9 protein-coding genes and 1 pseudogene (1 of these 10 only partly in view) are annotated in these 12,554 nt (G+C 65.7%); 7 read left to right on the top strand and 3 right to left on the bottom strand.

The window, feature by feature from the left end; genetic code table 11:
* Nucleotides 1-119: 119 nt before the first annotated feature.
* A complete protein-coding gene (locus tag ACO06X_RS17115) occupies nt 120-1,619 on the top strand; it encodes an SLC5 family protein (RefSeq protein ID WP_421837395.1) in 1,500 nt (499 codons plus the stop codon).
* A gap of 18 nt (nt 1,620-1,637) precedes the next feature.
* On the opposite strand, the gene ACO06X_RS17110 is transcribed toward ACO06X_RS17115, so the two are convergent.
* Complete coding sequence (locus ACO06X_RS17110; protein ID WP_298167042.1) at nt 1,638-2,345, bottom strand: FadR/GntR family transcriptional regulator; 708 nt, start codon at nt 2,343-2,345, stop codon at nt 1,638-1,640.
* Between the two features lie 128 nt (nt 2,346-2,473).
* On the opposite strand from ACO06X_RS17110, the gene ACO06X_RS17105 reads away from it, so the two are divergent.
* Entirely contained in the window at nt 2,474-3,394 is a 921-nt protein-coding gene (locus ACO06X_RS17105) for a 2-dehydro-3-deoxygalactonokinase (protein ID WP_421837394.1), read from the top strand.
* Complete coding sequence (locus tag ACO06X_RS17100; RefSeq protein WP_421837393.1) at nt 3,391-4,023, top strand: 2-dehydro-3-deoxy-6-phosphogalactonate aldolase; 633 nt, start codon at nt 3,391-3,393, stop codon at nt 4,021-4,023. Before ACO06X_RS17105 ends, ACO06X_RS17100 begins: the two co-directional genes overlap by 4 nt.
* On the opposite strand, the gene ACO06X_RS17095 is transcribed toward ACO06X_RS17100, so the two are convergent.
* Complete coding sequence (locus ACO06X_RS17095; protein WP_421837392.1) at nt 4,020-6,128, bottom strand: alpha-galactosidase; 2,109 nt, start codon at nt 6,126-6,128, stop codon at nt 4,020-4,022. The two genes, ACO06X_RS17100 and ACO06X_RS17095, sit on opposite strands and share 4 nt — an antisense overlap.
* A gap of 121 nt (nt 6,129-6,249) precedes the next feature.
* On the opposite strand from ACO06X_RS17095, the gene ACO06X_RS17090 reads away from it, so the two are divergent.
* Nucleotides 6,250-8,202, top strand: a complete 1,953-nt coding sequence (locus ACO06X_RS17090; RefSeq protein ID WP_421837391.1) for a beta-galactosidase — start codon at nt 6,250-6,252, stop codon at nt 8,200-8,202.
* Nucleotides 8,203-8,208: 6 nt separating this feature from the next.
* Here ACO06X_RS17090 and ACO06X_RS17085 read toward each other — a convergent pair whose 3' ends face one another.
* Nucleotides 8,209-9,138, bottom strand: coding sequence for a Gfo/Idh/MocA family protein (locus ACO06X_RS17085; RefSeq protein WP_421837390.1), 930 nt, complete (start codon nt 9,136-9,138; stop codon nt 8,209-8,211).
* A gap of 287 nt (nt 9,139-9,425) precedes the next feature.
* On the opposite strand from ACO06X_RS17085, the gene ACO06X_RS17080 reads away from it, so the two are divergent.
* The 3 genes and pseudogenes from ACO06X_RS17080 to ACO06X_RS17070 all read left to right on the top strand — a co-directional run.
* Nucleotides 9,426-11,234 (top strand): IlvD/Edd family dehydratase, encoded by a 1,809-nt coding sequence (locus ACO06X_RS17080; protein ID WP_421837389.1) that lies wholly within the window; start codon nt 9,426-9,428, stop codon nt 11,232-11,234.
* 3 nt (nt 11,235-11,237) lie between these two features.
* On the top strand, nt 11,238-12,110 hold the full coding sequence (locus ACO06X_RS17075) for an SMP-30/gluconolactonase/LRE family protein (RefSeq protein ID WP_421837388.1): 873 nt from the start codon (nt 11,238-11,240) through the stop codon (nt 12,108-12,110).
* 80 nt (nt 12,111-12,190) lie between these two features.
* Nucleotides 12,191-12,554, top strand: a pseudogene (locus ACO06X_RS17070) (transposase); its annotated part runs 532 nt beyond the window's last position; the annotation flags it as partial.

Here is a 12,554-nt window from a genome sequence, read left to right as displayed (position 1 = left end):
GCGACAATTGGTCATGAGACCAGCCGCACAGCGAGAGATGCCATGGCAGGACGATCACCCGTAGCGACCTTCAATGCATTGGCGCTGGTGCCTTGCGGCGCACATCCGGAGCACCGGGCATGAGCGCCGCCGCCCCGGTCGTGCCGGTTTCCATCGGCAGCAGCGCGCAGCTGCTCGCGTTTGCGCTGGTCATCGTGCTCGTTGGCAGCCTCACCTGGTGGCGCACCCGCATCGGCCATGCCCATAGCGACAACGAGGACCGCGAGTTCTTCCTTGCCGGCGGCAGCCTCACCTGGGTTTATGTCGCCGGTTCGATCACGATCACCAATCTCGGCACGGAGCAACTCGTCGGCGCCAACGGCAACCAGATGCTGCTCCTCGCCTGGTGGGAGCTCGCGGCCGTGTTAGGCTTGCTTATCCTCGCCTTCGTGTTCGTACCGATCTACTACCGCTACCAGTGCGTCACGACGACCGAACTGCTCGAGCGGCGCTACAACGACGATCGCATCCGCACGATGATCTCGACGCTGTTCCTCTTCGGCAACCTGTTCATCTCGATGCCATCGGCGCTCTACACCGGCGCGCTGTTCCTGCGCAGCGTGTTCGGGATCGATTTGCCGCTGGTCATGGTCGGCTTCTGCATCGCGGCGCTTGGCGCAGGCTACGGCGTGCTCGGCGGCCTGCGCGCCGTCGCCATTTCCGAAACCTTCAGCGGGGCAAGCCTGCTGTTTATCTGCCTGCTGCTCGTGTTCCTGTCATTGCAGGCCATCGGTTTCGATTTCTCCGGCATTCCGGCGGAGCGACTGACCCTCATCGGCGATAGCAATTCGCCCATTCCCTGGCACACACTGCTGACCGGCATGCTGTTCATCCAGATCTTTTACTGGTCGACCAACCAGGCGATCACCCAGCGCGCCATGGCCTCCCCTTCGGTGCGCGAGGCGCAGAAGGGCGTGCTGGCCGCCGCAGCGATCCGGCTGATGATCGTGCCGGCTATCGTCGTGCTGCCCGGCATCGTCGCCTACAAACTCTACGGCAATGTCCACGATGCCGCCTTCGGCAAGCTCGTCGGCAATATTCTTCCGGGCTGGCTCGCGGGCACTTTCGCCGCGATCCTCGTCACCAGTGTCGCCACCCACTTCGTGGCGATCCTCAATTCCTCGGCCGCGCTCTACATCTGCGACATCCACCAGAAGTATGTGAACCCGAAGGCCAGCGTGCGCACGCTCAACATTGCGGCTTCAGCGGTCATGATCCTGATCGCGGTGGTGCTGATCCCGGTCTACGCGAACGCCGTCAGCATCATTAACCTCTTGCAGCAACTGAACGGCCTGTTCTCGATGCCGATCCTCTCGGCCTTCATCGTCGGCCTGCTGTTCCGCGATGTCGATGCCCGCGCGGCCATCGGCGCGGTCCTGTTCGGCATTGCGCTCTATGCGTACTTCACGTTCGTTCACGCGCCGTTCGGCCTGCACTACATCCACCTGATGTTCGTGACGCTGTGGTCCTCGATCGCGTTCTCGCTGGCGGTGAACCGGTTCGTCTTCGGCAACCGGGCAAGCCTCGTCCGGTTCTGGCAGCGCAACAAGGCGGGGGCGCCGGACGCTACCTACATCTGATCCGGCGCGGCACGCCGCTCAGGATTTGGCGGTGACTTCGGCCTCGCCGATCAGGATGAGCACATCGCCGATCAGCCGGCGCATGGCGCAGCGCGCGCCATCGCTGTCGCGCTTGAGGATCGCATCATAGACCGCGCGGTGATCCTCGATGCTGGCCGAACGGCCCTTGATCCGGTTGGTGAAGTGGATCGACGTGGCCAGCGCGCTCGCCACCATATCACGGAATTGCTTGTAGAACGGGTTGCGCGAACCTTCGAGCACCGCAACGTGAAAGGCGATGTCGGCGGCCAGCGTGTTGTCAGCTCCGGCTTCCGCCGCGACCATCCGGGCAAGCCCCGCCCCGATTGCCGCGCGCTCCGCATCGGTCGCCTGCATCGCCGCCAGCGCCGCTGCCTCAGGCTCGATCGCCACGCGCAGCTGGTTGAAATGGCGCAGCAGCTCGACCGAGAACTTGCGCTCCAGCAGCCAGTGCAGAACATCGCTGTCAAACAGGTTCCACGAGGACTGCGGCTGGACAATCGTCCCCTGTCGCGGCCGGGCGCTGAGCAGGCCCTTGGCCGTCAGCATCTTGACCGCTTCGCGCGTCACCGCGCGGCTTACACCGTGCTTGCGGGCCAGTTCGGCTTCGGTCGGAAACGCGACATTGTCGTACTCGCCGATGACGATGGCGCGGCCGATCACATCGAGCATGCCGTACGTCAGGTTCCGGCCAAGGCTGGTGCGCATTTCAGAGGGGAAGGTGTCGGTCGTGATGGCGCTGACTTTCCTGTTCACCAAGCGGGGTAAGGATTACGCAACTGGAGCGCATAATTCAATTCCTCCTGATACCAAAGTCAGATAGATATGATAATTAGATGAACATGGAACCGGAACGGACCTTGCAGGCTGCCACCCTTGCGGTCGATTGGGGCTCTACCAATCGCCGCGTCTTCGTGCTCGCGGCGGATGGAACCGCCTTGGAAACGGCGCAGGATGACCGAGGAATCCTCGCAATGGGCGGCAGCGGCTTTGCCGCCGAGGCCGCCGCCATGCGCGCGCGCTGGGGTGATTTGCCGATGCTCTGCGCGGGGATGGTCGGCTCAAATCGCGGCTGGATCGACGCAGGTTACGTCGCCGCGCCCGCCAGCCTCGCGGAAATTGCGGGCAGAGTTCACTGGGTGGAACCCGGCCGCACCGCCATTGTCCCCGGCGTCTCGCGCGGCGCCGATGGTGGTGGACGGGCCGACATCATGCGCGGGGAGGAGGTCCAACTCCTCGGTGCCGCCGCCGCCGGTCTCGTCGCTCCCGATGCCTGGCTGTGCCAGCCGGGTACCCACGCCAAATGGGCCCGGCTCAAAGGCGGCCATCTGGTCGATTTCACCACCGCGATGACCGGCGAGATCTTCGCCCAGCTTGGCCGTGGCGGTCTGCTCGCCGATGGGCTCGACGGCGAAGTGCGCGATGGCGCCGCATTCCGCGAAGGCGTGCAGGCAGCACGCGGCGGCGATCTCCTTGCCCGCCTGTTCGGCGCCCGCGCCGCCATGGTGCTCGGCAAGCGCGCCCGCGCGGATCAGGCCTCGTATGTCAGCGGTTTGCTCATCGGCAGCGATTGCGACGCCCGTCTCGCCAGCGATTTCGCCCCCGCCCGTGCCGACGGGGTGGACGTCCTCGCCTCCCCCGCACTGGGTGACCTCTACCTCGCCGCGCTCGATGAACTCGGCTGCAAGGCCCGGCTGGTCGATAGCCACGCCGCCTTCCTCGCCGGGATCACCCAGATCTGGAGCCTGATGCAATGACCACTGCCCAATCCTTCGATTCTGCTTTCGCCGCGATGCCGCTTGTCGCCATTCTGCGTGGGCTCACCCCCGAAACGGCAGATGACGTCGGCGACGTGCTGGTCGACGCGGGCTTCACGCTGATCGAAGTGCCGCTCAATTCCCCGCGCCCGCTCGAAAGCATTGCGCGGCTGGCACAGCGCCTTGCAGGCCGCGCGCTGGTCGGCGCCGGGACGGTGCTCGATGTCGCTGCGGTCGAGGCCGTGGCGGATGCGGGCGGCACACTGATCGTCTCGCCCAACACCAATACTTCCGTCATTTCCGCCGCCGCCGCGCGCGGGCTGATCCCCGTGCCCGGCTTCCAGACGCCGAGCGAAGCCTTCGCCGCGCTCGAAGCCGGCGCGCGCGCGCTCAAGCTGTTCCCCGCCGAAGCCGCCAGCCCCGCCGTGCTCAAGGCGATCCGCACCGTGCTGCCCGCTGGCACGGCCGTTCTCCCGGTAGGCGGGATTTCGCCGACGAACCTCTTCCCCTGGCATGCTGCCGGGGCAGCCGGCTTCGGCATCGGCTCCGCGCTCTACAGCCCCGGCGTCACCCCCGAGGACCTGGCCGAACGCGCCGCCGCCTTTATCGCGGCGTACCGGGCGCTCTAGCGTTTCAAGTGCAGGATCAGCGCCGTGCCCGGATGAAGGCGCGGCGGCTGGAATCCGGCCCGCATCAGCGCCGCGCCGCGAAACCGCCCGCCGTCCTTCAGCGGCCATTCCGCCTTGAGGCGCGGCGGCCACACGAGTTTCAGTTCATAGTCCGCTGCCGGATCAAGCCCCGCCAGCCGCAGCGGCTCGGCGAAGTAGCCGCGCTGCTCCTCCACCATGGTGTAGGAAACGAGCGCCTCGCTGCCGTCCTCAGCCACGATTGCAAAGGCATTCACGCCTTCCGCAGCATCAATCCTGTATAGCGCGCCGGAATGGATCAGCGCGCGGTGCGCCTTGTGCAGCGCCACCCCGGCGGCAAGATCGGCAGTCTCCTGCGCATCGAGTTCGCCAAGGTCCGCCTCGATGCCCATATGGCCAAACAGCGCGGTTGCCACCCGCAGCGGCATCGAAAGCCGACGCCCAGTGATGTGGCAGCGCGTCGGCCCAACATGCGCGCCCATCAGCTCGGCCGGGAAGAAATGCGAAAACCCGCGCTGGATCGAAAGCCGGTCGAGCGCATCGTTGGAATCGCTCGTCCACACCCGGTCGGTTCGCGCCAGCACACCAAAGTCCGCGCGCCCGCCGCCTGATGCGCAGCTCTCGATCTCGACCGCAGGGAACTCCGCCCGCAGCCGGTCGAGCACCGCATAGAGCCCTTCGACATGCGCCGTAGCCCCCGGGCGCCCGTCCGCTCCGCCCGGCTGGCTGAGATCGCGGTTCATATCCCACTTGAGGTAGGCAATCGGGTATTCCTCCAGCAGCACCGCCACGTCGCGAAACATCCGCTCGCGCACTTCCGCCCGCCCGAAATCGAGCACCAGCTGATGGCGGAACGGGATCTGCGGCGCAGGCGGCGTCCCCAGCACCCATTCGGGATGCGCGCGGAACAGGTCGCTGTCCGGATTGACCATCTCAGGCTCGACCCACAGGCCGAATTCCATGCCGAGCGAGCGGACTTTCTCGATCAGCGGTCCCAGCCCTTGCGGATAGACGTCACGGCTCACCTGCCAGTCCCCCAGCCCGGCGCGGTCGCTGCGGCGGCTGCCGAACCAGCCGTCATCCAGCACGAAGCGCTCCACCCCCACTGCCGCCGCGCGCTCTGCCAGCGCCATCAGCTTCGCGGTATCGTGGTCGAAATAGACCGCTTCCCAGCTGTTGTAATGCACCGGTCGCGGCTTTGCGCGCAGGCGCCGATGCTCGTGCCGGGCCCGCAGATATGCATGGAACTGGCGCGAAACCGCCCCCAGCCCGGCGTCCGATACGGTCGTGTAGATCGTCGGCGTTTCCAGTCCCTCACCCGGTCCCAGCACGATCTCGCCGGGTAGATAAAGCGCCTCCATCGCCACCGAACGCCGCCCATCTGCCAGCATCTCGACGACAAGCCGATGGTTGCCGCTCCACCCGAGATGAAAACCATAGACCAGCCCGCGCGTCTCGTTCGCATCGCGCTCGGTGGCGAGCAGCCCTGGAAAGGCATCGTGGCTGGTGCGCCCGCGCCGGTTCTCGCGCAGCCAGGTGCCCATCGAAAGCTGGTGCCGCTGCAGCTGGAACTCGCTCGACCAGCGCCCCTCGAACCCGATGATCTCGCCCACAAACCCCGGCAGCGCGATAACCGGCGCCGCTAGATGGTCGACCTGCAGCGCCGCGATACCGCGATTGATCAGCTTGGTTGTCGCCGCCAGCACATCATCCAGAAGCCGCAGTTCGTGGACGAGTTCGATGCCATGCGCCACATCCTGGCTGGTGAAGACCAAGCGGTTCGCGCTTTGCTCCACATCGGCCAGCACGGCAGAGCTCGCCCAGTTCAGCCCGCCGCGATGCGCGGCAAGGCCGGGTCTGCCGGGAAAGCCCTGCCCCGCCTGCGGCGTCAGCGCGAGCGGCGCTTCGATGGCGGGCGAAGCATTGGCCTCCGCCCGCGCCGCCAGGGCAGAAAGCTCCTCCAGCGCCAGATCATCCGGCAGCCGCGGCCCCCAATAGCGCACCGCCGGCGCACCCGCGATCACCTCCACGACCAGCGTGACGTTCGCCCCGTCGAGGCGATAAGCGGCGGAAAAGGATGCAGTCATGGAGAGCTTTCGGTAGCCAAACGGCATTTGTATGATAAATGACTTTGCCGGGTTACCGCTGACCAGCGCTGGCCTGCAACCCATTTCTGAAGCTCTGAAGATATCGAAGGATCGGCCCCCTATGCTTGGCGTCTGCTACTATCCCGAACACTGGCCCGAAGCGTGGTGGGAAGAGGACGCAAAGCGGATGGCGGCGCTCGGCCTCACCTACGTGCGCATTGCCGAGTTCGCGTGGAGCCGAATCGAGCCCGATCCCGGCCGCTTCGAATGGGACTGGCTGGACCGGGCCATCGAAACGCTGGGCAATGCTGGCCTCAAGGTCGTCATGTGCACGCCGACAGCCACCCCGCCCAAATGGCTGATCGACAAGTATCCCGAGATCCTCCCCGTCGATCCGGAAACCGGCCGCACACGAGGCTTCGGCTCGCGCCGCCACACCGATTTCTCCAGCCCCATCTGGCACCGTGAAGCGATGCGCATCAGCACCGCCGTGGCCGAGCGCTATGGGGAAAATCCCCATGTTGCCGGCTGGCAGACCGATAACGAACTGTGCTGCCACAACACCGCAATCAGCGCCTCGCCTGCCGCGCTCGCGGGCTTCCGCACCTGGTGCCGCGAACAGTATGGCGATATCGCCGCGCTCAACGCGGCCTGGGGCAATGTCTTCTGGTCGATGGAATACCGCAGCTTCGACGAGATCGAGATGCCCGTCGGCGCGGTCACCGAAACCAGCCCCGCCCATCGCATGGCCTGGCGCCGTTATTCGTCCGACATGGTCGTGCGCTTCCATGCAGACATGATCGCGATCATCCGCGCCCATTCGCCGGGCCTCTGGGTGACGCACAACTTCATCCCGATGCCGGAAACCGGCGTGGACAACCATGCGCTCGCCGCCGATCTCGATTTCGCGGCCTACGACAACTACCCGTTGGGCCGCGCCGACCTTGCGCTCGCCAAGTCCTCCGCGGCCGATTTTGCCCCGCTGATGCGCACCGGCCACCCCGATTTCCAGGCGATCCTGTTCGATCAGACGCGCAGCCTCACGGGCCGCCCCTTCTGGGTGATGGAGCAGCAGCCCGGCCCGGTAAACTGGGCCAATCACAATCCCCGCCCCGCCCCCGGCATGGTGCGGCTATGGTCGTGGGAAGCCTTCGCCCACGGCGCGGCGGTCGTCAGCTTCTTCCGTTGGCGGCAGGCGCCCTATGCGCAGGAACAGATGCACGCAGGGCTCCTGCGCCCCGATTGCACCGAGGCCGAGGCATGGCCCGAAGTCGAACAGCTCGCCGCAGAACTCGGCGCAATCGATCTGCCTGCCCCGACCAAGGCGCCGGTCGCCATCATCATCGATCACGAATCCGATTGGCTCGGCCAGATCGAACAGCAGGGCCGCGGCTACGACTATCAGAAGATCCTGACCGCGTGGTACGGCGCGGCCCGCCGCCTCGGCCTCGATGTAGATTTCGTTGCACCGGGCGCGGACCTTTCCGGCTACGCCTTGGTGCTCGTCCCCGCGCTCGCCCTGCCGACAGCCGAAGCCGTTGCGCGCCTGCAGGCCGCCGAGGCCCATGTGCTCATCGGCCCACGCTCCGGCGCCAAGACCCATGACGTCACCATCCCCGAAGGCCTTGCGCCGGGCCGTCTGCGTCCACTCGTCCCCATCCGCGTGCTGGCGGTGGAAACGCTGCGTCCCGATTGCCCGGGCTCGATCACCATTGGCAACACATCCTTCGCCAGCGGCCTTTGGCGCGAGACGATCGAGACCGGCGATTGCGAGGTAATCGGCCGCTACGAGGACGGCGCCCCCGCCATGGTCCGCCACGGCAAGGTTCACTACCTCGCCACCCTCGTCGAAGACGCGGCGCTCGATGCCATCGTGCAGGCAATGGCCACCGAAGCAGGCCTCGCGACCACGCCGCTTGATGGCGTTCTGCGCATCCGCCGCCGCGGCGATCTCACGTTCGCGATCAACTACGGCGCCGAAGCCGCCGAAGCCCCCGCGCCGGACCATGCGGTCTTCCTGCTCGGCAGCCGCACCGTGGCCCCGCGCGACCTTTCCATCTGGCGCGCGGGCTGAACCCGCTCAGAAGGCGAACGGATCGGTCTCGGTCCGTTCGCCGAGCAGGAACGCATCGGCCACCAGTGTCAGCGGACGCAGATCGCAATCGCTCTCACCGGCGGCAACCAGTTCCGCAAAGCGCCGGTAAAGCGCAGGGTACTCACCGACCCCTTGCGCAGGCTGCTCCACCCCGTCGATCCAGAGCCGCGCCCCGCCTTCGGTCAGCATCAGGGTGCCAGCGTCGGTCTCGATGGTAATGTCCCAGCTCTGCGGGCCCGTCTGCCGGAAATCGAAATCCGCACGCACCGGTGCGGCGTCATCATGCACCAGGTCCAGCGCCGCCGCGATCGGCGCCCCGCGTCCCGCCGGAAACACGAGCCGCGCCCCGTCCAGACGCAGAGGGCCGGGCAGGATTGCCGTTACAATCGACAGCGCATTGATCCCCGGATCGAACACACCGAGCCCACCCGCCTCCAGGATCCATTCCTGCCCCGGATGCCACACGCGAATATCCTCGCGCCAGACGATGCTCGCCCGCGTGATCTGCTTGTCCGCCAGCCACGCAGCCGCAGTTGCCACACCATCGGCATGGCGCGAATGCCAGGTGGCAAACAGGCTCCGCCCAGCCCCGGCCGCTTGGGCTTGCAACTGATGCACTTCCGCCAAAGTCGCACCCGGCGGCTTTTCCAGCATGACATGCAGACCCGCCGCCAGAGCCTCCGCCGCGATTCTGTGCCGCCCCACCGGCGGTGTGCAAAGCGACACCGCATCGATGGCCAGCCCGCTTGCGATCAGCGCCGCGATATCGGTAAAGTTCGGCACGCCCTCGACGCGTCCGTTGCGGCTCACCGCCGCCGCCAGCTCGAAGCCCGCCTCGGCGGCAATTGCCGGAAGATGCTGGTCACGCGCGATCTTGCCGATGCCGACGAGCGCCAGTTTGAGGGGTTGGGTCATTGGGGAACTCCGGGCTGGATTATTTTATCAGATATATATGCTATAAGACGAAAATTGGCTATCGCACAGCCGATGATGATGCATCATCATGGCTGAAGCGGTGGAGGCTCGATCCCGGCAGATGGCGGCAACAGACCGCCCCTTGCCGGTACCGGTAGCAGCCGTGTGGTGTGGGACAACGAACAGGGTCGCCGGCAGGCGGCATTCCTGGCGCAAGCTCGGCGAAGGCCCATCGATGGCCTGCCGAAACTTGCGCGGTGCGCGTGATGACTTGGGGTAGAATTCGCATGACAGAACAGAACAAAGAGTCCCTTCCCCCTCGCCTGCGGTCGCGCGCCTGGTTCGATAATCCCGGCAACCCGGATATGACCGCGCTCTATCTCGAACGCTATCTCAATTTCGGCCTCTCGGTCGCCGAACTGCAATCGGATCGCCCGATCATCGGCATCGCGCAGACCGGCAGCGATCTTGCTCCCTGCAACCGCCATCACCTCGTCCTTGCCGAACGCGTACGTGACGGCATCCGCGATGCTGGCGGCATCCCCATCGAATTTCCGATCCATCCGATCCAGGAAACCGGCAAGCGGCCAACAGCGGCGCTCGATCGCAACCTCTCCTACCTCAGCCTCGTCGAAGTGCTCTACGGCTACCCCATCGACGGCACGGTGCTCACCATCGGCTGCGACAAGACCACGCCCGCCTGCCTGATGGCCGCCGCTACTGTGAACATTCCCGCCATCGCACTCTCGGTCGGCCCGATGCTGAACGGCTGGTTCAAGGGCGAGCGCACCGGTTCGGGAACCATCGTCTGGAAAGCGCGCGAAATGCTCGCCGCCGGCGAAATCGACTATCGCGGCTTTATTGAACTCATCGCCTCCTCTGCCCCCTCGACCGGCTATTGCAACACGATGGGCACGGCGACGACGATGAACTCACTGGCCGAAGCCCTTGGCATGTCACTGCCCGGCTCGGCGGCGATCCCCGCGCCCTATCGTGATCGCCAGCAAGCCGCCTACGAAAGCGGGCTCGCCATCGTCGAGATGGTCCGCGCAGATCGCAAGCCGTCGGACATCATGACTCGCGCCGCCTTCCTCAATGCCATCCGCGTCAACAGCGCGATCGGCGGTTCGACCAATGCGCCGATCCATCTCAACGCCATCGCCCGGCACATGGGCGTCGAACTCACGCTCGACGACTGGCAGGACCACGGCGCCGGCATTCCGCTGCTGGTGAACCTCCAGCCTGCCGGCGAATACCTCGGCGAAGACTACTACCGCGCCGGCGGTGTGCCCGCCGTTGTCGGGGAACTTCTGCGCGGCGGCCTGCTCGATGGCAGCGCCCTCACCTGCAACGGCCGCACGGTGGCCGAAAACTACGGCAACGCGCAGATCGAAGACGCCCGCGTGATCAAGCCGCTGGCCGAACCCATGCTTGCCAACGCGGGGCTCACCGTGCTCACCGGCAACCTGTTCGAATCCGCCGTGATGAAGGCCAGCGTGATCTCCGATGCGTTTCGTGCCCGCTACCTCTCGAACCCGGATGATCCCGATGCCTTCGAAGGCCGGGCCATCGTGTTCGAGGGCCCCGAGGACTACCACGCACGCATCGACGATCCCGCACTCGGCGTTGATGAGCACTGCCTGCTCGTCATTCGCGGCGTTGGCCCGATCGGCTATCCGGGCGGCGCCGAAGTCGTCAACATGCGCGCACCTGCGGCCCTGATCCGCGCCGGCATCGACGCGCTCCCCTGCATCGGCGATGGCCGCCAGTCTGGCACTTCGGGAAGCCCGTCAATCCTCAACGCCGCGCCTGAAGCCGCGGTGGGCGGCGGCCTTGCCCTGCTCCAGACCGGCGATCGCATCCGCATCGATCTCAAGCGCCGCACCGCAGAAATGCTGGTGCCGGATGATGAGCTGCAGCGCCGCCGCGAAGCACTTGGCGGCTCCGGCCAGACCGAGGTTCCTGCAGCGCAAACGCCCTGGCAGGAACTCCATCGCGAAATGACCGGCCAGTACCCCGGCGGCGCCGTCATTGAATCCGCGGTCAAGTACCAGCGCATCGCCCAGACCCGCGGCCTTCCGCGCGACAGTCACTGAGCCATGACAGCTGTCCGCCCGATCCTGCGCGATACTCGCGATGTCCTCGGCGAAGGCCTCCTGTGGAGCGCGCGCGAGAATGCATTGTTCTGGACCGACATCCTTGGCCGCAAACTGTGGCGGATGAGCCTTGCGGACGAGCAGATCAGCCACTGGGACATGCCCGAGGCGATCGGCTGGATCATCGAGCGCACAAGGGGCGGCTTTGTCGTCGGCCTGCAATCGGGCTTCTATCGCCTCGATCTCGAACCGTTCCGGCTCGAGCTGATTGGCAACCCGCAACCCGACCGACCGGGCAACCGCCTCAACGATGCCAAGGCAGATGCTCGTGGACGGATCTGGGCAGGTTCCATGCCGTTCGCCGATCAACCGTCAACCAACTGGCCTGCAAGCGGTGCGCTCTATTGCCTTGATCCCTCAGGGGAAATCACCCGTTATGATGACGGCATCACCATCGCCAACGGCCCGGCGTTCAGCCCGGACGGCACGGTGCTCTATCACACCGACAGCCGAATCGGGCAGGTGTGGACCTTCGCCGTCAACGCGGACGGCACGCTCGGACCGCGCAAACCGCACCTGCAGTTCGACACCAGCAAGGGCGCGCCAGACGGCATGACCTGCGACCGTGACGGCGGGCTGTGGATTGCATTCTACAATGGGTCCAAAGTCGCCCGCTTCAACCCAGATGGTCGGCTTGACCGCGAAATCGCGCTTCCCACGCCGCAGATCACCAATGTCTGCTTTGCGGGTGCAGATCTTTCGCGGATGTTCGTGACGTCTGCCGCCGATGGTCGTTCGGATGATCCGCTTGCGGGCGCGTTGTTCGAGATCGAAGCGGGCGCGGTCGGCGTTCTTCCTCACCGGTATCTCGGCTAAAGGTCGGCGCACCGGCTGACGTGCTCCCCTGAATTGTGACCAATTTTGCGTTGGGCCCGACACGAGGGAGTCGGACGGATATGAAGCGGAGCAGGTTCAGCGAAGAACAGATCATCGGGATCTTGAAGTAGCAGGAGGCCCGGATGGCGACGACGGACGTGTGCCGCCGCCACACGGGATCAGCTCGGCGATGTTCAACAAATGGACGTCGAAGTATGTCGGCCTGGAGGTGTCCAAGGCACGGCGACTACGCGCGCTCGGGGACGAGAACGCGAAGCTGAAGAAGCTTTTGGCCGAGGCGACGCTGGACAACGTGGAGCTGAAGGATCTGGCCTCAAAAAAATGGTAACGCCCGGCGCCAGGCGGGAAGCTTTTGCTCCTGCTCGTGGACACCACGGGCTGAGCGAGCGTCGGGCGTGTGCATTGGTTGGTGTGAGCCGCCGG

It is taken from the genome of Novosphingobium sp. (assembly GCF_965229225.1).
Classification (GTDB): domain Bacteria; phylum Pseudomonadota; class Alphaproteobacteria; order Sphingomonadales; family Sphingomonadaceae; genus Novosphingobium.
Note: the sequence above shows the minus strand (reverse complement) of the source record. Positions and strands in the feature narration are given on the sequence as shown.

Bases quoted from the DNA above. Each gene is read 5' to 3' on its own strand.
- ACO06X_RS17075 (WP_421837388.1), top strand. From the start codon at position 11,238: ATGACAGCTGTCCGCCCGATCCTGCGCGATACTCGCGATGTCCTCGGC.
- ACO06X_RS17110 (WP_298167042.1), bottom strand. From the start codon at position 2,345: ATGCGCACCAGCCTTGGCCGGAACCTGACGTACGGCATGCTCGATGTG.
- ACO06X_RS17090 (WP_421837391.1), top strand. From the start codon at position 6,250: ATGCTTGGCGTCTGCTACTATCCCGAACACTGGCCCGAAGCGTGGTGG.
- ACO06X_RS17080 (WP_421837389.1), top strand. From the start codon at position 9,426: ATGACAGAACAGAACAAAGAGTCCCTTCCCCCTCGCCTGCGGTCGCGC.
- ACO06X_RS17105 (WP_421837394.1), top strand. From the start codon at position 2,474: ATGAACATGGAACCGGAACGGACCTTGCAGGCTGCCACCCTTGCGGTC.
- ACO06X_RS17095 (WP_421837392.1), bottom strand. From the start codon at position 6,128: ATGACTGCATCCTTTTCCGCCGCTTATCGCCTCGACGGGGCGAACGTC.
- ACO06X_RS17115 (WP_421837395.1), top strand. From the start codon at position 120: ATGAGCGCCGCCGCCCCGGTCGTGCCGGTTTCCATCGGCAGCAGCGCG.
- ACO06X_RS17100 (WP_421837393.1), top strand. From the start codon at position 3,391: ATGACCACTGCCCAATCCTTCGATTCTGCTTTCGCCGCGATGCCGCTT.
- ACO06X_RS17085 (WP_421837390.1), bottom strand. From the start codon at position 9,138: ATGACCCAACCCCTCAAACTGGCGCTCGTCGGCATCGGCAAGATCGCG.